The following is a 19,073-nucleotide window of genomic DNA, read 5'->3' on the forward strand; positions in this document are numbered from 1 at the left end:
GCTGGACAGGTCTTTGATCAGATTGGCGGGGTCTGGGGCAGCGCCCCAGAAAACTCTCGCAACCGCCAGGTGACAACGCAACGCGACCACCTACGGACAACAAACAGGCAAGCCGCCAACGCAACAGGGAGACGGCCCACGCAACCGACGCGCCAGCCGAACCCCGAAGCCTCAGGCGAGCCCCTGCCACCACCCGTCAACCTCCCCAGGAGCGTCAACATCAACCCGCTCCCCAGGCCGAGGCACAGCCAACCGCAACCCCCGTCCCTTGGCCTCCCGCCAAACCCGATCCACAGGCTCGGTCCAAGGATGCAAAGCAAGGTTGAAAGTCGCCCAGTGCACGGGAATCAGCAACCCACCACCAAGATCCTCAAACGCCTGAACCCCTTCCTCAGGCGTCATGTGGATGTCAGGCCAAGCATCCCCATAAGCACCAACCTGCATCAACACCACGTCAAACGGCCCGTGCGCAGCACCGATCGACGAATACCCAGGGAAGTACCCGGTGTCCCCGCTGTAGAACACAGAACGCGACCCACGAGCGATCACCCAAGAAGCCCACAACGTGACGTTGCGCTGCACCGACCGTCCAGAAAAGTGTTGCGCCGCAGTACAAGTGAGCGTGAACCCGTCCACGGAGAACGACTCGTCCCAGTCCAACTCGACGACCCGGTCAGAGGGCACGTCCCACCGAGCAAGGTGCGCCCCGAGCCCCAACGGCACCACGAACACCGCGGACGACCCCGCAACCAAAGCCTGCACAGTTGCCATGTCCAGGTGGTCGTAGTGGTCGTGCGAGATCACCACAGCACTCAAGGCAGGCAAATCCGACAACTGGTGCGGAACCGGATGCAGGCGACGAGGCCCGAGGTGTGCCGATGGCGAGACCCGGTCACTCCACACGGGATCCACCAGCACCGCGGCACCATCGATCTCGATCAAAGCCGAGGCGTGCCCGTACCAGGTGACGTGCAAACCGGAAGACACCGGCGCAGCAGGGCCGACCAGCGGCACCGGGACGGACGGCTTGCGGTCGTCACCGCCGAAGATGAAGTCGCGCAATGAGAAGGAGTCGCGGTCCGGAACCGTGCTGACTTCCTTGTCGTTGTGGAACTTCCCGTCGCGGTAGCGCGGCGAACGCGCCATCAGCGCCGGATCCGGCTTGCCGCCCAGCTGCCGAGGCACGTCTCGCAGCGCCCACGCCACGCCCGCCAGTCCAAGCAACCCGGCCAACGCCTTCTTCATGATCGAACCCTCTCCCTGGCTCCCGTGCCCGGTGCAACGCAGGGAATGGTCGTGGAGTTCCGCACAGATCGCACAACGAAGAGGCCCGGCCTCGAAAGGCCGGGCCTCTTCACGTCACTTCAGGGTCACTCCAGGACGATCAGGAGGTCGCCGCCCTCGACCTGCTGGGCGCCGCGCAACGCCAGGCGTTGCACTCGGCCGGCCTTGGGAGCGGTGATCGCAGCCTCCATCTTCATGGCCTCGATCGTCGCGACGGTCTGGCCGGCGTCCACCGAATCGCCTTCAGCCACCGCCGCCGTCACCACGCCCGCGAACGGGGCCGCCACGTGGTTCGGGTTCGTGCGGTCGGCCTTCTCCGCGGCCGGGATGTCGGCGGCCACGGAACGGTCGCGGACCTGGATCGGGCGCAGCTGGCCGTTCAGGGTCGCCATGACCGTGCGGATGCCGCGTGCGTCGGCCTCGGAGATCGCCTCCAGGCCGATCAGCAGACGGACGCCCGGCTCCAGGTCGACCGAGTACTCCTCGCCAGGACGCAGGCCGTAGAAGAAGTCCTTGGAGCGCAACACCGACGTGTCGCCGTAGGCGTCGCGGTGGGCGCGGAACTCCTTGGTGGGCGCCGGGAACAGCAGCCGGTTCAAGGTCGCACGACGAGAGTCGACGAGCCCGGCCTCGTCCTCGGCCGAGAGCTCCTCGATCGGCTTCGGAGCCGAACGTCCTTCGAGTGCCTTGCTGCGGAAGGGCTCCGGCCAGCCGCCGGGCGGGTCGCCCAGCTCGCCGTGCAGGAAGCCGATCACCGACGCCGGGATGTCGTACTTGCCGGGGTCCGCCTCGAAGTCCTTCGGCGCGACGCCGGCACCCACGAGGTGCAGCGCGAGGTCGCCGACGACCTTGGACGACGGCGTCACCTTCACCAGGTGGCCGAGCATGCGGTCGGCGGCCGCGTACATGGACTCGATCTCCTCGAACTTCTCGCCGAGACCGAGAGCGACGGCCTGCGTGCGCAGGTTCGAGAGCTGACCACCGGGGATCTCGTGGTGGTACACGCGGCCGGTCGGGCCGGGGATGCCGGACTCGAACGGCGCGTAGATCTTGCGCACGGCCTCCCAGTACGGCTCCAGGTCGCACACGTTCTGCAGGTCGAGGCCCGTGGCGTGCTCGGTGTGGTCGGTCAGCGCCACGATCGACGACAGCGGCGGTTGCGACGTCGTGCCGGCCATCGACGCGGCAGCACCGTCGATCGCGTCCACACCGGCCTGGATGGCGGCCAGGTAGGTCGCCAGCTGACCACCCGCGGTGTCGTGGGTGTGGAGGTGGACCGGGAGGTCGAACTCCTTGCGCAGCGCGGAGATCAGGCGAGCCGCGGCCGGCGCCCTCAAGAGCCCCGCCATGTCCTTCACGGCCAGCACGTGGGCACCGGCGCCGACGATCTGCTCGGCGAGCTTGAGGTAGTAGTCCAGTGTGTACAGACGCTCGTCCGGGTTGGACAGGTCGCTCGTGTAGCAGAGCGCGACCTCGGCGATCGCCGTTCCGGTCTCGCGCACGGCCTCGATCGCCGGACGCATCTGCTCGACGTCGTTCAGCGCGTCGAAGATCCGGAAGATGTCGATGCCGGTGTCCGTCGCCTCCTGCACGAACGCCTTGGTGACCGCCTCGGGGTACGGCGTGTAGCCGACCGTGTTGCGGCCGCGCAGCAGCATCTGCAGGTTGATGTTCGGCACGGCCTCGCGCAGTGACGCGAGCCGCTCCCACGGGTCCTCCGCGAGGAACCGCAGCGCCACGTCGTAGGTCGCGCCGCCCCAGCACTCCAGCGACAGCAGCTCCGGCGTCATGCGCGCGACGTGCGGCGCGACGGCGAGCAGGTCCTTGGTGCGTACTCGGGTCGCGAGCAGCGACTGGTGCGCGTCGCGGAACGTCGTGTCCGTGACACCGACCGCCTTGCTCTCCCGCATCCATCGCGCGAAGCCCTCGGGGCCGAGCTCGGTGAGCCTCTGCTTCGAACCGGCCGGCGGTTCTGCGTTGAGGTCGACGATCGGCAGCTTCTCGCGCGGGTCCACCGCGCTCGGACGCGTGCCGTTCGGGTGGTTGACCGTGACGTCCGCGAGATAGGTCAGCAGGCGCGTGCCGCGGTCGGCCGAGTGGCGCGCCGTCAGCAGGTGCGGGCGCTTCTCGATGAACGACGTGGTGACGCGGCCCTCGTAGAAGTCTGGGTCGTCCAGCACGGCCTGCAGGAACGGGATGTTCGTGGAGACACCGCGGATGCGGAACTCCGCGATCGCCCGGCGCGCACGGGCGACGGCGAGGGCGAAGTTGCGGCCGCGGCACGTGAGCTTCACGAGCATCGAGTCGAAGTGGGCACCGATGGCCATGCCGGCGCCGGCCGTGCCGCCGTCGAGGCGGATGCCGGAACCGCCGGGCGAGCGGTAGGCGCTGATCATGCCGGTGTCCGGGCGGAAGCCGTTGGCTGGGTCTTCCGTGGTGATGCGGCACTGCAGCGCCGCACCGCGCAGCTGGACGGTGTCCTGCGACAGGCCCAGGTCGTCGAGCGTCTCGCCGGACGCGATGCGCATCTGCGACTGGACGAGGTCGACGTCGGTCACCTCTTCGGTGACCGTGTGCTCGACCTGGATGCGCGGGTTCATCTCGATGAAGACGTAGTGGCCCTGCGGGTCGAGCAGGAACTCGACGGTACCGGCGTTGCGGTAACCGATGTGCCTGGCGAACTTCACCGCGTCGGCGCAGATGCGGTCGCGCAGCTCGGGGGCGAGGTTCGGGGCGGGCGCGATCTCGATGACCTTCTGGTGGCGCCGCTGCACCGAGCAGTCGCGCTCGAAGAGGTGGATCACGTTGCCCGCGCCGTCGGCGAGGATCTGCACCTCGATGTGACGCGGCTCGACCACGGCCTGCTCGAGGAACACGGTCGGGTCGCCGAACGCCGACTCCGCCTCGCGCGACGCCGCTTCGAGCGCCTCGCGCAGCGCGGCCGCGTCGTCGACCTTGCGCATGCCTCGGCCGCCACCACCGGCGACGGCCTTGACGAACACGGGGAAACGCATCGACTTCGACGCTTCGAGCAGTTCGTCGATGTTCGACGACGGTGCGCTCGACTCCAGCACCGGCAGCCCAGCCTCGCGGGCGGCGGCGATGGCGCGCGCCTTGTTGCCCGTCAGCTCCAGCACCTCGGCGACGGGGCCGATGAACGTGAGACCTGCCTCCCGGCAAGCCATCGCGAGTTCCGGGTTTTCGGACAGGAAGCCGTAACCGGGGTAGATCGCGTCGGCGCCCGCCTTGCGGGCGGCCTTGATGATCTCGTCGACGGAGAGGTAAGCACGGACGGGGTGCCCGGGCTCGCCGATCTCGTAGGACTCGTCCGCCTTCAACCGGTGCAGCGAGTTGCGGTCCTCGTGAGGGAAGACGGCGACCGTTCCAGCGCCCAGTTCGTAGGCGGCTCGAAACGCGCGAATCGCGATCTCGCCGCGGTTGGCGACAAGAACCTTGCGGAACATCCGTAGCCCTCCCGGTGTTGCTCGGCGGTCAGTTCGGGCACGTTACCGTGCGACTCTTGCCTGTTGGGAGGACTGTCTCACGTGATGGGTGTCATCGTGATCGGTCTTGCTCGCGTAGATTCTCCCGCTTTGGGAGCTAGGTTGATACCCACCACCCGGTCAGACTCCGGCCGGTAGTGGGTTTAACCAGATCGAGTGACGATCTTCGCGACTATCTCGGTAGGGTGAGCCATATGGCCGGGGCTGATGGAGCCGGGCAGCCTACTGCCCGCACACCGCATTTCGACGTTGTCCTTCGTGGTTACAACCAGCGACAGGTGAACGAACGAGTCACCCGTTTGGAGTTCGACCTCAAGAACTCGAACCGCTCCCGTGACGCGGCCGCTGCGCAGGTGGGCGAGCTCACCAAGCTCTTGAACTCCATGCGCGCCGATCTCGACAAGACCAAGATGCAGCTCCAGAACCTCGCCAACAGCCCCGTGAGCGCCTCGAACGTCACCGAGCGTGTCCGCGTGATGATGAGCCTGGCCGAGGAAGAGATCGCGGACATCCGCAAGGACGCCCTCGACAAGGCCGCCGCCACTCGCGGCGAGGCCGAGAAGTGGGCAGCCGAACAGCGAGAGCAGCACAACCGCCTGCTCGCGGAGACCGAGGCGCGCCGCAAGCAGCTCGAGGTCGGCTACCAGCAGCGCTCCGCCGAGCTGGACCAGAAGTTCGCCGCCAGGAAGGCCGAGCTGGAGGCCGAGCACGACAGGTTGCGCACGAAGCTGACCGCGGAGCACGAAGCCCTGGTCGCCGAGGTGCGCGCGGACGCAGAGCGCGTCGCCGCCGAGTTCGAGAAGAAGTCGGCCGACCTGGACGCCCGTCGCGTCGAGCTCGACCAGAAGTACAAGGCGTACCACGACGGGCTGGACAAGGAGTACGACGGCCTCAAGGCGACGCTGACCGCAGAGCACAAGAAGGTGCTGGCGGACGCGCGGGCCGAGGCCGAGCGGATCGCCGCCGAGTCCGAGGCCAAGCGGGTCGAGGCGCTGCAGAAGCTCAACGACGCGCTCAAGGCCAAGCAGGCAGAGGCCGAGAAGGTCATCTCCGACCTCGAGGCCGAGTCGCTCGCCAAGGCCGAGAAGATCACCTCCGAGGCGTCCGCGAAGGCGGTCGCCCTGGTCAGCGAGGCAGAGGAAAAGGCGTCGACGACCCTGCGCGAGTCCGCGGACAAGGCCGAGGCCACCGTCGCGGAAGCCGTGCGGAAGGCCGCCACGCTCGTCAGCGACGCCGAAGCCAAGACCGCGGCCCTCGTGCGTGAGGCCGAGGAGAAGTCAGCCGCCGCGGTGGCCGAGCGACCAGCGCGCGGCCGCGGCGTCCGAGAAGGAGGCCTCGCTGCGTTCGGCGCACGACAACCTCGCCACGCAGTTCCACGCCGCGCAGGCCGCGGTGGAGGCGGCGATGTCGGTGCTCAAGCCGTTGGAGGACGGATCCGCCGACGCCGACGAAGCCGCTGACGAAGCTGCTGACGAGCCGGGTGAGCAGAAGACCGAGCAGCTGCCGAAGCCGCGCCAGAACGACTGAGCTCAGCCGGGGAACGGCGGCAGACTGCTCGTCGCCCAGCTCGTGTGGCAGACGCCCTCGGCCACGTAGTCGCTGGCGAACCCGATGAGCGACGTCCCGTCGAGCGACGCGACGCCGGTCGGGTGGTAGTTCGGGCAGTTGTTGTCACGCGCACCGGGCACCGGGACCGGCGCGGGGACCTCGTACCAGCCGTCCCTGCCGCCGTTCTCCGAGACGAACACCGTCCTGCCGTTGCCGGGGTCGACCTTGCCGGCCGCGTTCATCAGCATCTGTCCCATGAGGATCACGCGGCCCCGTGGCGTGCCGTTGGGCGCGAGGGTGATCGACGGCGTGTGCGCGAAGTACTTGCCGTCCTTCGTCGTCGGCCGCTCGCCGAACCACGTGGGGTCGCCCCAGTTCACGCCGTCCGCCGACGTGCGGTGGAACGCCTCGCAGAAGTACTGGTTCGGCTGCCCGCAGATCTCGTACATCATGTGGTACTCGCCGGTCGGCAACCGCTTGACCTGCGGCATTCCCGGCCGGTACCCCCGCGGCCGCACCGCGACGATCTTCTCCTTGGCCGACCAGTTGACCCCATCAGTGGACACGGTCCGCCCGATGTACTGGCTGTGCGCGCTGTCCGTCTCGTCGGCGAAGTAGCAGTTCAGCCTGCCCTGGGCGTCCACCGACAGGTCCGGCTCCCAGAGCCCGCCCCTGTCCTTCGCCCGCGCGCACTCGGACAGGTACGCCCACGTCTCGCCGGCGTCGAAGCTGCGCCAGATCCGCGCCTTCAGGGTCTCCGACTTGAGCCCGACCGATCCCGCCCACAGCACCGTGCCGGCGGGCATGTCACCGACCTGGCGCGGCAGTTCGTAGAGGTGCCCGCAGCAGAGCGCGTTGGCGGCCTCCGCGTCGGTGAACCTGCCGATCTTCCGGAACTTCTTGCCGGACCGGTTGGCGCGCAGCACGTCCACGTCCTGGAACCGGTCCAGCACCACCAGGATCGAACCCCGCTGGGGGCCGTGCTCGAGCCGGATCGCGTGCGGGTAACGGGATTCCTCGCCGGTCAGCACCTTGGGGTTCGCGAGGGCCGGGCTCGGGAGCAGCGTGACGACGGCGACGAGCGCGGTGATGATCAGGCGACGCACGAATCGGAACGTACGCGGCGGCCGTACGTTTCCGGCACGTGCCACGCGCACACCTTCAGGTGACTGGTGGCGTGGCTCGAAGCTAGGCCTTCTCCAGGAAGTCGGCCCGTTCCTCCGTCAACAGCGTGGCCACCATTCCCGCCAGCCCCGGATGCTTCTCCAGGTCCGGATCCGCATCGACGAACCGCTGAGCAGCCACGCGCGCGTCCGCGATGATGTCCTCGTCGCGCAGCAACGACAACATCTTCAGCGCCGAGCGGCGGCCCGACTGCGCGGCGCCGAGGATGTCGCCCTCCCTGCGCAGCTCCAGGTCGAGCTGGGCGAGCTCGAATCCGTCCAGAGTGGACTCCACGGCGCGCAGCCGTTCCATCGTGGCGGTCATCTCCGGCATCTCGGTGACCAGCAGGCACAGTCCTGGCGCGCTGCCACGGCCCACGCGGCCGCGCAGCTGGTGGAGCTGCGAGACGCCGAAGCGATCCGCGTCCATGATGGCCATGACGGTGGCGTTCGGGACGTTGACGCCGACCTCGATGACGGTGGTGGCGACGAGCACCTGCACCTCGTTGGCGGAGAAGGCACGCATCACGGCGTCCTTCTCGTCGGGAGGCATGCGGCCGTGCAGAATCTCGACGCGCAGGCCGCGCAACGGACCCTGCGCCAGCATGGTCGCCACGTCGATCACGGACAGGGCCGGGCGCTTGTCCTCGTCGTCGGACTTCGCGGGCTCCTCGTCACCGATGCGCGGACACACGAAGTACGCCTGGTGGCCGGCGGCCACTTCCTCGCGCACGCGGGCGAACGCGCGATCCAGCCACGCGGGCTTCTCGCGCGCGGGCACGACGGAGGTCTTGATGGGCGAGCGGCCACCCGGCAACTCCCGCAACGCCGACACCTCGAGGTCGCCGTAGACGGTCATGGCGACGGTGCGCGGGATCGGGGTCGCGGTCATCACCAGCACGTGCGGGTTTTCCTTCTCCCCCCGCGCGCTCAGCGCAGCGCGTTGCTCCACGCCGAAGCGGTGCTGTTCGTCCACCACGACCAATCCGAGCGAGTGGAACTCCACTTTGTCCTGGATGATCGCGTGCGTGCCGACGACGATGCCCGCCTCGCCGGTCACGATGTCGAGCAACGCCTGGCGGCGCTGGGCCGTGTTCATCGAGCCCGTCAGCAACGTCACGCGCGTCGCGTCCTCCGCGCCGCCGAGCTGGCCTGCTTGAGCGAGGTCGCCGAGCATTTCCTGCAGCGAGCGGGCGTGTTGTGCCGCAAGGACTTCCGTGGGCGCCAACATGGCCGACTGACGGCCAGCGTCGACGGCCTGCAACATTGCTCGCAACGCAACCATCGTTTTCCCACTACCCACCTCCCCTTGCAGAAGGCGGTTCATCGGCACGACGGACTCGAGGTCCGATGCGATCTGCTCGCCGACCTCCACCTGCCCCTTGGTCAGCGTGAACGGCAGCCGCGCGTCGAACGCGTCCAGGATCCCGCGGGACCGGCGTGCGCACGACGGCGCCGGACGAGCCCTGGAGGCCTTACGGCGCTGGGCGAGCGTGAGCTGCACGGCCAGGGCCTCGTCCCACTTCAACCGCTGCTGCGCCACGGAGATCTGCGCCCAGCTCTCCGGCCGGTGGATCGCCCGCAGCGCATCCTCCAGCCCGATCAGGCCGTGCTCGGCACGGAAGTCGGCGGGCAGCGGATCCTCCGGCACGCCGTCCCAGATCTCCAGCAGCTGCTTGACGCAGTTCGCGATGTTCCACGTGTTGATGTGCTGCGAGGCCGGGTAGACGGGCAGGAACGCCTGCAGGAACGACGATCCGTCCGACTCCGGGGTGAGGATCTCGAACGCCGGGTGCACCAGCTGCAGGTTCTGGCGGTAGCGGCCGACCTTGCCCGCGAACAGGGCCCGCGTGCCCGGCAGGAGCTCCTGTTCCGCCACGAACGCCACCTTGCCGAAGAACACCAGGTGCAGTTCGGACGTGCCGTCCGTGATCACCGCCTCGGTCATCTGGCCGCGGCGCGCCTTCATCTGGCGCTTCACGCACTTGCGCACCTCGGCCTGCACCGTCACGTGCTCGTCGATTTCGAGCGACCTGATGTCGGTCAGCTTCCCGCGCTCGTCGTAACGGCGCGGGTAGTGGCGCAGCAGGTCACCGACGGTCGTGAGGCCGAGGCCGGTCTCCAGTGCGTCGGCGGTCTTCTTGCCGAGCAGCGGCTGCAGCTTGTCGTCGAAGGAGATCATCGCGTCCCATTGAACTACTCGACACCGACAAAAATGACAGCGTCCGGCTGACCGCCCGGATACGCCGTCACCTCCACCTCCGGATGGGTGACCCGCAGGTGGTCCTCCAACACGTCGGCCAGGCCGTCCGGGCTGTCCGCGCCCAGGATCACCGTCACCAGCTCACCGCCGCCTGCCAGCATGCGGTCGATCAGGCGGCAGGACAGGTCCATCAACGACTCCGGCGAGGCGGGACCCGGCTCGATCAGCACGACCTCGCCGTCCAGCATGCCCAGCAGGTCGCCGGGCTGGCAGCGGCCGACCCACGTGAGGGCCTCGTCGGCAGCGATCGAGAGCTCACCACGGCGCGTGGCGGCGGCAGCCTCGGCCATGGCGACAACGTCATCACCGGCACGGCGAGTCGAGTCGTGCACGGCCAACGCCGCCAGTGCCTGCACGGGCGAGAACGTCGGCACCACCACCACGTCCTGCCCTGCGGCCTGCGCGTACGCCACGGCTTCGTCCAACGCCTCGCGGATGTCCGGATCGCCGGGCAACACAGCGACGTGACGCGCGCGCGTCGACACGATGACCGACAACAGGTCCGTGGGTGTCGCCAAAGAAGAAGCGAGGTCGAACACCGCGGCACCTTCTGCGCGGAACAGGTCCACGGCCCCGCTCACCACCACCACGATCGCCCGGTCGCGCACGAAGCGGGACGCCTGCGCGGCGATCTGGTCGGCGAACCGCGCCACCGTGATGCGGTGTGGACGCCCGGCGCGCACGCCTGCCTCGATGGCCGCGCCTATGTCGTTGCAGTGAACGTGCACGGTCCAAAGATCAGCACCGTCGCCCACGACCGACACGCAGTCACCCAGCATGTTCAAGGAGCCACGCAGCTCCGCGACCGCCTCCTCCGCCGTGCCGTCGAGCAGGTACATGACCTCGTACTCGAACTCCGACGAACCGCTCTCACGCTCGGTCGTCAGCGACTCGGGCGTGCGCGGCAGCAACGGCGCGTCCATCGGCGTTTCCACGGTCTGGCCGGTGATCACCGCAGCCAGTGTGTCCAACAACACAACGAGGCCGCGCCCGCCGGCGTCGACCACGCCCGCCTTGGCCAGCACAGCGAGCTGACGCGGCGTGTCTGCCAATGCGACGGCACCCGCGCGTGAGGCCGCCATCACGATCTCGTCGAGGTCGTCCGAAGGGCAGTCGCGAGCGGCTTCCGCAGCAGCGTGCAGCACTGTCAGGACCGTCCCGGCGACCGGCTTGGACACCGCGGCCGTGGCGAGCTCGTCGGACCGTTGCAGGGCCTTGCGCAGCGCGGAGCCCGTGACGACGGAGACCTCCTGCACGGACTCCGCCAGGCCCCTGAGCACCTGGGAAAGGATCACACCGGAGTTGCCGCGGGCCCCGGCCAGCGCGCCACGGGCCAGCGCGGACAGCGCGTCGCCCACCGTTGTCATGGGCGAGCGCAGCAGCGCGTCGAGCGCCGACTGCATCGTGTGCAGCAGGTTGGTCCCTGTGTCACCGTCCGGCACGGGAAAGACGTTGATCTGGTCGATCGACTCCCGATTGGCGTCCAGCGACCGCACGCAGGCGTCCGCCCACCTGCGCACCGCGACCGCATCCATGACCTGCATGGCGGGGAGAGTATCCACCCGGTTTGGTCGCTGGTGAGGCCACCGGCTACCCTGATTGGGTTGCCGTGCCCGGTTGAGGCTTGTGCACGCTTGCGCGCCCACCGGGACGCGAGACTTACCGCTTGAGGAACCTGAAGGAGTGGCTGACGTGGCTGCCGTGTGCGACGTCTGTGGCAAGGGGCCGGGCTTCGGCCATTCGGTTTCGCACTCCCAGCGGAAGACGAACCGCCGCTGGAACCCGAACATCCAGTCTGTGCGCGCGAAGGTCTCGGCCTCGCAGCGCCAGCGGATCAACGTGTGCACGTCCTGCCTGAAGGCCGGCAAGGTCGTGCGCGGCTGATCACCGCCACAGTTCGTTAGTTCGAAAGGAGTCCGGCTTCGGCCGGGCTCCTTTCGCGTTTCAGGGCGCGGTGCACGAACACCAGACAGGCGACGCCGCTGAGCACCGCCCCGGTGCCGCCGAGCGCGAACACCGCCCGTGGCCCCATGACCAGCAGCAACCCGCCCGCGGCCGCTGTTCCGAACAGGTTCGCACCGGTCACCATCGACCCGACCGCCGCGAACGCCCGCCCGCGCATCTCCTCAGGCGTACGCAGCCGGACGATCGCGTTCATGGTCACGTTGTCGACACCGTTGGAGATGCCGCCGATCAGCCACCCGATCCCGGCGGCCACGACGACCGGGAACGTCGCAGGGATCAGCACCGCGATGCCCGTGGTGATGCCCGTGATCGCCAGCGCGTAAGCCACCTCGGGAACGGTTTTCAGCCGCGCCACGAGCCGGGTGCCGACGAGGATGCCGACCGTCCAGCACGCCTGCATCGCGCCGAGCAGGAGCTCGTCGCCGTGCAGCACGAACCGGACGAACGCCGGGTCGGCGACGTTGATCACCACGACGGCGCCGACGAAGAACGCCAGCCCGATGATCGACGCGAACAGCACGGGATCCCGCCGGACGTGCCTGATCCCGGCCAACGCGCTCGGGCGTGCCGCGTGCTCGCCGGAAGGCCTGCGTTCGGCCCGCACGAACAGCAGCAGCAACGCGTAGACCAGGAAGGTCATCCCGTCGATCAGCAACGCGGCTGGGTGGCCGAAGAAGCCCGCAAGCAATGCGCCACCCGTGACGCCCGCGATGTTGCCGACGCTGCGCGCGGTGCCGACCATTGCGTAACCGCGGGTCGACTCCTCCTCGCCCGCGATGTGCGGCACGAGTGCCGAGGTGGCGGGCACCGCGACCGCAAGGCCGCAGCCGGAGACGAAGACCAGCGCCACCACGAGGGCCGGGGTGCCCATCAGGGGCGCGATGGCCGCGATCGCGACGCCCTGGCCGAGCAGCGCGATGATCAGCAGCCTGCGGTTCGGCAGCCGGTCGATGAGCGCACCGGCCAACGGCGCGCCGAGCACGAGCGGCAGCAGTTCGGCGACCAGGATCGCAGCGACCAGCAACGGGCTGATCGGCGTCGCCCAGAAGACCAGGACCAGCAACGACAGTGAGTTGCCGAACTGCGAGACGCCAGCGCCCGCGGCAAGCAACGACAGATCGCGATTCCCCCGCATGTCTCGCGACGCTAGTGCCGCGAGACGTGCGGGGGACATTCGATTACTACGGAAGCTTCCAGTCGATCGGCTCCGCGCCCTGCTTCTCCAGCAGCTCGTTGGCCCGGCTGAACGGCTTCGAGCCGAAGAACCCGGAATGCGCGGACAGCGGCGACGGGTGCGCGGATTCGATGGCGGGCAACGGTTCCAGCAACGGACGCAGGTTGCGCGCGTTGCGGCCCCACAGGATGGAGACCAGGGGTGCGTCACGTGCGGCCAAAGCCTTGATCGCCTGCTCCGTCACCTTCTCCCAGCCCTTGCCCTGGTGGGAGTTCGCCTTGCCGGGCTGCACGGTCAGCGCCCTGTTGAGCAGCAGCACACCGCGCTCGGACCACGGGGTCAGGTCGCCGTTGGACGGCAACGGGTGACCGAGGTCCTCCGCGTACTCCTTGTAGATGTTGACCAGCGACTTCGGGATCGGTCGCACGTCGGGGGCCACCGAGAACGACAGGCCGACCGCGTGGCCGGGCGTCGGGTACGGGTCCTGCCCGACGATCAGCACCTTCACCTGGTGGAACGGCTGCTTGAACGCACGCAGCACGTTCTCGCCCGCAGGCAGGTAGGTGCGGCCGGCGGCGACCTCCGCGCGCAGGAACTCACCCATGGCGGCGATCTGGTCAGCAACGGGGGCGAGAGCTTCAGCCCAACCGGCTTCGACAACTTCGTTGAGGGGACGAGCCACGGCTGTGAACCCTATCTCACTCAATCCAGACGACGGAGCTTCTCCCGGTACAAGGCGATGTTCTGAACGTACTTCTCGACGATGAACGCCCAAGCCTGTTCTGGCACAACATGTCCAGCACGTTCACGGGCAGGTACCCCGAGCACCATCGTGCGTTCCCGGACGTGGCCGCCGAACGACACCACCGCGCCGGCGCCGACGATCGCGCCCTTTTCCACGATGGAACCGTTGAGCACCACCGAACCCGAGGCGATCAGGCAGTCGTCCGCGACCGTCGCGCCCTCGATGTGCACGTTGTGGCCGACGACGCACGACGAACCGATGTGCACCGGGTGGACCTCGGTGCAGTGGATCACCGTGCCGTCCTGGATCGACGTGCGCTCGTCGACGACGATCCGGCCGTAGTCGCCGCGCAGCACGGCTTGCGGCCACACCGACGAATGCGCGCCGATGCGAACGTCGCCGATCACCGTCGCATCCGGGTGCACGTACGCGTCCGGGTGGATCTGCGGCGTGTAGTCCCCCAACGCATAGATGGCCATGCGCCCGAACCTACAACGGCTTGCCGAAGCAACGACTCTCCGGGTGGTCGCGGTAGACGCCGAAGTTCTCGATGCGCTCGTAGCCGCTGGTGGTGTACAGGCCGATCGCCTCCGGCTGGCGAAGACCGGTTTCCAGCACCATCCGATGGAGACCGGCCTCGCGCGCGGTCTCCTCCAGGTGCGCGAGCACAAGGCGGGAGAAGCCCTTCCCGCGCACGGCGTCGACCACGTACATCCGCTTGATCTCGGCCGCGCCCGAGAGTTCCTCGTTGATCCGCCAGCCGCCGCACGCGACGGGAACGCCGTCGAGGTAGCCGATCACGAAGTAGCCGAGCGGTGCGGCGAACTGCGCCGGGTCGACCGGCGTGACATCGACGTCGCCGTAGCGATCGACGTAGACCTGCTGCAGGTCAGCGATCATCTTGACCGAATCTGGATGGTCATACGTTCGCGTGCATAGTTCCACATCGACCAGTTTACGCGCGCCAGTGCTCCCAGCCGGGAGGTTTTTCGTAGACCCTGCCGTCGACCGTCACGCCCTCGCCGGCGCGGACCGTGCCGATGGTCGTCCAGCCGCCGGGAACCGCCTTGGGTCCGGGGAACGTCGCGGCGAGAGCGTGATCCTCGCCTCCGGTCAGCGCCCAGTGCCGGGCGTCACCGCCGAGCGCCGACGCCACGTCGAGCAGGCGCTGGTGCAGCGGCAGCAGTTCTGTGCGGATGTCGATCGCGACACCGCTCGAGTCGGCGATGTGGCCGAGGTCCTGCAGCAGTCCGTCGGAGACGTCGATCATCGACGTGGCGCCGGCCTCCGCGGCCTTCGGCCCCTCCTCGTACGGCGGCTCCGGCGTGCGCTGGGCGTTCACTATCCCCACCGGGGAACGGAAACCGCGGCCGAGCACGGCCAGTCCCGCGGCGGCCCAGCCGAGTCGTCCTGTCACCGCCACGACGTCACCGACGAGCGCGCCGGACCGCGTGATCGGCTCCAGTCCGTTCATGTCGCCCATCGCCGTGATCGAGATCACCAGCGTGGCGGAGCTGACCATGTCGCCGCCGACGATTCCGGCGCCGGCCGTCGCCGCCTCCTGCCACAGTCCCGACATGATCCCCTGGACCGTGGCCGCCGGGGTGTCTGGCGGGCACGCGATCCCGACGAGCAAGGCGGACGGCAACGCTCCCATCGCGACGACGTCGGCGAGGTTCACCGCCGCCGCTTTCCGGCCCACCTGCTCGGGGCTGGACCAGTCGAGTCTGAAGTGGACACCCTCGACCAGCACGTCCATCGAGGCGACGACCCGTCCATCGGGAACCGCGACGACGGCCGCGTCGTCACCGGGACCCAGGATGGTCGTCTCCGGCTGCGCCCGACCGACGGTCACCCGGTGGATGAGATTGAACTCACCCACATCGGCGACCGTCTCCGCGTCGCGCGGCGGCTCCGGACGCAAAGTTGCCTCCCAATCTGAGCATTCGGAACCCCAACTGGGGTACGTTGCGTGACACGTTCCTACCTCGACCCAACCTGTCGCGACGAAGGGGCACGCCGTGGTGCATGCATACATCCTCATCCAGACCGAGGTCGGCAAGGCCGCTGCAGTCGCCTCCGAGATCTCCGGGATCGCCGGGGTCGCCACCGCCGAAGACGTCACCGGTCCTTACGACGTCATCGTCCGCGCAGAAGCGGACACCGTCGACCAGCTCGGCCAGCTCGTGGTCGCGCGCATCCAGAACGTCGAGGGAATCACCCGGACACTGACCTGCCCGGTGGTACATCTCTAGCCCGTGTTGTCATAGCTGGGTGACTCAGCAGGAATCCACGTCGGCGCTGTCCCGGCCGCTGCTCGCGGCGGTCGGGCTCGCCGTGCTGCTCGCCATCGGTGTCGCCGCGCTCGGTCTGGTGCTGGGCACCGGAAACCAGACGGAGGACGTGCCCGGTCGCACGGGTCCCCTCGCTCTGGTCTCGATCGACGCGCCGTCGGCGGGCTCACCGGAATGCACCTCCCTGGTCGAAAAGCTGCCGGTGGGGCTGCCGTCCGGTAAGGACATGCTGCCGCGCAGGGAGATCGCCTCACCCGCACCGCCCGCCGCGGTGGCGTGGGGTGACGCCAAACACGATCCGGTGGTTCTGCGGTGCGGGTTGCCGCGGCCTTCCGAACTCTCAGTGACCTCGCAGCTGCGGGTGATCTCCGACGTGCAGTGGCTGCAGCTGCCCGGTTCCGGCAGCTCGACGTGGGTGATCGTGGACCGCGGGGTGTACGTGGCGCTGACGGTGCCCGACGACGCGGGCACCGGACCGTTGCAGGACATCTCGACGACGGTGCGCGACCTGCTGCCGAAGCAGCCGGTCAAGACCTCGCCCTAACGAAGGCCTGAGCCGCGCGCGATCGCCGTCTCGATCAGCGTGGTCAGCAACGTGCCGAAATCCACGCCGGTCGCCTCCCACGCCTTGGGGTACATGGAGATCGGCGTGAAACCGGGCATGGTGTTGAGCTCGTTGATGATGAGCTCGTCCTGCTCGGTGAGGAAGAAGTCCACCCTGGACAGACCCTGGCAGTCGAGCGCCTTGAACGCGGTGACGGCCATCTCGCGCAGCTGGGCGGTGATGTCGTCGTCGAGCTTCGCCGGGATGTCGGCCTCGTAGGAGTCGTCGACGTACTTGGCGTTGAAGTCGTACCACTCGACGCCCTCGCCGACCGGCCGCAGCTCGGCGGGCAGCGAGGCCTCGACGCGGCCGTCGGGGAACTCCAGCACCGCGCACTCGATCTCGCGGACGTTCGGGACGGCGGCCTCGATGATGACCTTGGGGTCGTGCTGGCGGGCCTCGAAGATCGCGGCGTCCAGGTCGGCCCAGTCACCGACCTTGGAGATGCCGACGGACGACCCTGCGCGCGACGGCTTCACGAACACCGGCAGCCCGAGGTGCTCGCGCTCGTCGAGGGTGAGCGTGGTGGCGGAGCGGTCCAGCGCGACGAACTTGCCGACCGGCAGGCCCTCCGCCTGAAGGATCTTCTTGGCGAAGACCTTGTCCATGGCGGCGGCGCTGGCGAACACGCCCGGCCCGACGTACGGGACGCCGCCCAGTTCGAGCAGGCCCTGGATGGTGCCGTCCTCGCCCCACGCGCCGTGCAGCAACGGGAAGACGACGTCGACGTCCTTGAGCGCCTGTCCCGGCTCGATCGGCGTGATGTCGGCCCTGCCACGCAGCGTGGGGAGGTTGCCGGCACCGGCTTCCAGCGCGTTCGGGTCCGTGCCGAGTGCCCACTGCCCCTGCGGTGTGATGCCGACCGGCACCACCTCGAAGCGGTCCGCGTCCAGGTAGGGAAGGACGCTCTTGGCGGACTGGCAGGAGACCTCGTGCTCGGAGCTGCGGCCGCCGAACACGACGGCCACCCTCGTCTTGCGCTGCGTCATGCGGGCGACCCTACCCGTTTGGGCGATTGTGCCTACTGACCAGTTGGAGGTCGCGGGGCGTAACGGACATCGGGAAAGTGCCACTCGGCCGCAAGCCAGGCGGAAACCACTTCATACAGCGGCTTGTCCAGGTCAGCCCTGTCGGCCCGCACCCAGGAACGGACCTCCGTCACGGCGTGGTTGGCCCGCGCCGGGTAGATGTACACGCAGCCGATCACCTCATCTCCAGGCACTTCGACCACCGAGTAGGTGAACCCGGCACGGCGCGCGAAGTCGTCCGCGTGCCTGCGCAGATCGGCCAGGTTGCGCTCCGGGGACATGCCCTCCGCCGGAGGCCAGCCCCAGGTCTCGAAGCCCGGCGTCGACCGGACGTGGTCGATGCTGCTCGTCCAGGCGAAGTGATCCCGCTCGTTGTGCTGTGGACCGAGAGGTTCCAGGCGGAACGAGTCGGTCGTGAGCCCGCACGGGACCACGAAGTCATCCGCGACCCACGCGCGGTCCGGCTCAATCACGATCAGCTCCGCTGAGCAGTTCGGTCAGCACCGGCAGCGCGCTCACCAGCTGTTCCCGCGAACACGCGCTGTAGCCGATGACGAGCCCGTGGAGCTTGGCCCGGTTCACGTAATGCCGGGCAAGACCGTCCACCCGCAGGCCACGTTCGAGAGCCTGGCTCATGAGCTCGCGCTCCTGTTCGGCGCTCTGCAGCAGCACGACGACGTGCGCGCCCGCGTCGTCACCGAGCACCTTGATACCGGCGTCGGCGAACGTGTCGATGATGAGCGCACGCCGTTCGGACAGCTCGCGACGCAGCTTGCGCAGGTGCCGTCCGAGGTCGCCGGTGCGAGCCAGCTCGACGACGACCCGTTGCCCCGCGGCGGCTGGACTGGTGCCGGTCAGGTCGCGGTGCTCCAGCACCGCCGTGGCGATGGGCTCGGGGGCGACCATCCAGCCCGCGCCCAGCGTCGGGGTGAGGATCTTGCTCGTGGTGCCGAGGTGGACCACGACGTCCGGGGCCAGCGCGGCCAGTGACGGCAGCGGTGCCACGTCATAACGCAGCTCGCCGTCGTAGTCGTCCTCGATGACGAGCCAGCCGTCCCTGCGCGCCCGTTCGACCAGCGCGACCCTGCGTCCTGCCGACATGCGACCGCCGAGCGGGTACTGGTGGGCGGGCGAGCAGTAGACGGCGCGGACGCCCGCCGGCACAGCGTCAGGGAGGAGGCCCTCGGCGTCGACGGCCGCCTGGACGACCTTCAGACCGGCGGCGCGGAAGACGCCCACCGCCCGTTGATAGCCGGGTTCCTCGACGGCCACGGCGTCGCCGCGCTTCAGAACAGCGACCGCGATCTCGGTCAGCACCGCCGTCGTGCCGCCGGTGGCCAGCACGGGATCGGCGTTGACGGCCAGACCGCGGTGGCGCAGCAGGTGCTCGGCGATGGCCTCGCGGTACTCGGGCAGACCAGCGCGTTCGGGGCGTGACAACGGGGGTGCGTCGGCCGCGGCACGCCACGCCCGGCGCCAGGCCGCGCGGTCGAGGCCGCTCG

At 68.8% G+C, this 19,073-nt stretch carries 17 protein-coding genes; 4 read left to right on the plus strand and 13 right to left on the minus strand.

All coding sequences use genetic code 11. The features are described from left to right. Nucleotides 1–171: 171 nt before the first annotated feature. Together FXN61_RS33625 and FXN61_RS33630 are read right to left on the minus strand one after the other, a co-directional pair. Nucleotides 172–1,245, minus strand: coding sequence for an MBL fold metallo-hydrolase (locus FXN61_RS33625; protein ID WP_167977991.1), 1,074 nt, complete (start codon nucleotides 1,243–1,245; stop codon nucleotides 172–174). A 125-nt stretch (nucleotides 1,246–1,370) separates the two neighbouring features. Further along, on the minus strand, nucleotides 1,371–4,748 hold the full coding sequence (locus FXN61_RS33630) for a pyruvate carboxylase (protein WP_167977992.1): 3,378 nt from the start codon (nucleotides 4,746–4,748) through the stop codon (nucleotides 1,371–1,373). Between the two features lie 317 nt (nucleotides 4,749–5,065). Between FXN61_RS33630 and FXN61_RS33635 the strand changes: the two genes are divergently transcribed. Next, entirely contained in the window at nucleotides 5,066–6,247 is a 1,182-nt protein-coding gene (locus FXN61_RS33635; protein ID WP_167977993.1) for a hypothetical protein, read from the plus strand. A gap of 69 nt (nucleotides 6,248–6,316) precedes the next feature. Here FXN61_RS33635 and FXN61_RS33640 read toward each other — a convergent pair whose 3' ends face one another. The 3 genes from FXN61_RS33640 to FXN61_RS33650 all read right to left on the minus strand — a co-directional run bounded on the left by FXN61_RS33640 (nucleotide 6,317) and on the right by FXN61_RS33650 (nucleotide 11,305). Further along, a complete protein-coding gene (locus FXN61_RS33640; protein ID WP_167977994.1) occupies nucleotides 6,317–7,441 on the minus strand; it encodes an exo-alpha-sialidase in 1,125 nt (374 codons plus the stop codon). A gap of 82 nt (nucleotides 7,442–7,523) precedes the next feature. Next, complete coding sequence (gene recG, locus FXN61_RS33645) at nucleotides 7,524–9,680, minus strand: ATP-dependent DNA helicase RecG (protein WP_167977995.1); 2,157 nt, start codon at nucleotides 9,678–9,680, stop codon at nucleotides 7,524–7,526. 14 nt (nucleotides 9,681–9,694) lie between these two features. After that, on the minus strand, nucleotides 9,695–11,305 hold the full coding sequence (locus tag FXN61_RS33650; protein WP_167977996.1) for a fatty acid kinase ATP-binding subunit FakA: 1,611 nt from the start codon (nucleotides 11,303–11,305) through the stop codon (nucleotides 9,695–9,697). A gap of 148 nt (nucleotides 11,306–11,453) precedes the next feature. Between FXN61_RS33650 and rpmB the strand changes: the two genes are divergently transcribed. After that, complete coding sequence (rpmB, locus tag FXN61_RS33655) at nucleotides 11,454–11,645, plus strand: 50S ribosomal protein L28 (protein ID WP_030467945.1); 192 nt, start codon at nucleotides 11,454–11,456, stop codon at nucleotides 11,643–11,645. 16 nt (nucleotides 11,646–11,661) lie between these two features. Here the strand turns inward: rpmB and FXN61_RS33660 are convergent, their stop codons facing one another. From FXN61_RS33660 to FXN61_RS33680, 5 genes are read right to left on the minus strand one after another with little or no spacing between them, the layout of a single operon-like run. After that, entirely contained in the window at nucleotides 11,662–12,861 is a 1,200-nt protein-coding gene (locus tag FXN61_RS33660; RefSeq protein WP_167977997.1) for an MFS transporter, read from the minus strand. 46 nt (nucleotides 12,862–12,907) lie between these two features. Then, nucleotides 12,908–13,582, minus strand: a complete 675-nt coding sequence (locus FXN61_RS33665; RefSeq protein ID WP_167977998.1) for a uracil-DNA glycosylase — start codon at nucleotides 13,580–13,582, stop codon at nucleotides 12,908–12,910. Nucleotides 13,583–13,602: 20 nt separating this feature from the next. Then, the gene (locus tag FXN61_RS33670) at nucleotides 13,603–14,124 is read right to left on the minus strand and encodes a gamma carbonic anhydrase family protein (RefSeq protein ID WP_167977999.1); all 522 of its coding nucleotides are present in this window, start codon (nucleotides 14,122–14,124) and stop codon (nucleotides 13,603–13,605) included. Between the two features lie 10 nt (nucleotides 14,125–14,134). Next, nucleotides 14,135–14,545 (minus strand): GNAT family N-acetyltransferase, encoded by a 411-nt coding sequence (locus FXN61_RS33675; protein WP_188135782.1) that lies wholly within the window; start codon nucleotides 14,543–14,545, stop codon nucleotides 14,135–14,137. Between the two features lie 55 nt (nucleotides 14,546–14,600). After that, a complete protein-coding gene (locus FXN61_RS33680; protein WP_167978001.1) occupies nucleotides 14,601–15,569 on the minus strand; it encodes a thiamine-phosphate kinase in 969 nt (322 codons plus the stop codon). 97 nt (nucleotides 15,570–15,666) lie between these two features. On the opposite strand from FXN61_RS33680, the gene FXN61_RS33685 reads away from it, so the two are divergent. Next, the gene (locus FXN61_RS33685; RefSeq protein WP_089925682.1) at nucleotides 15,667–15,900 is read left to right on the plus strand and encodes an Lrp/AsnC ligand binding domain-containing protein; all 234 of its coding nucleotides are present in this window, start codon (nucleotides 15,667–15,669) and stop codon (nucleotides 15,898–15,900) included. Between the two features lie 19 nt (nucleotides 15,901–15,919). After that, nucleotides 15,920–16,483 (plus strand): DUF3515 domain-containing protein, encoded by a 564-nt coding sequence (locus tag FXN61_RS33690; protein ID WP_312878180.1) that lies wholly within the window; start codon nucleotides 15,920–15,922, stop codon nucleotides 16,481–16,483. On the opposite strand, the gene FXN61_RS33695 is transcribed toward FXN61_RS33690, so the two are convergent. The 3 genes from FXN61_RS33695 to FXN61_RS33705 form a co-directional block, all read right to left on the minus strand. Next, the gene (locus FXN61_RS33695) at nucleotides 16,480–17,532 is read right to left on the minus strand and encodes a D-alanine--D-alanine ligase family protein (RefSeq protein WP_167978002.1); all 1,053 of its coding nucleotides are present in this window, start codon (nucleotides 17,530–17,532) and stop codon (nucleotides 16,480–16,482) included. The genes FXN61_RS33690 and FXN61_RS33695 overlap by 4 nt on opposite strands. A gap of 32 nt (nucleotides 17,533–17,564) precedes the next feature. Beyond that, nucleotides 17,565–18,044, minus strand: coding sequence for a GNAT family N-acetyltransferase (locus FXN61_RS33700; RefSeq protein WP_246292332.1), 480 nt, complete (start codon nucleotides 18,042–18,044; stop codon nucleotides 17,565–17,567). Next, nucleotides 18,037–19,073, minus strand: a 1,037-nt coding sequence (locus FXN61_RS33705; RefSeq protein WP_167978003.1) for an aminotransferase-like domain-containing protein, incomplete at its 5' end; no start/stop codon positions are given. The genes FXN61_RS33705 and FXN61_RS33700, both read right to left, overlap by 8 nt.

The organism is Lentzea indica (assembly GCF_012184385.1).
GTDB lineage: Bacteria > Actinomycetota > Actinomycetes > Mycobacteriales > Pseudonocardiaceae > Lentzea > Lentzea indica.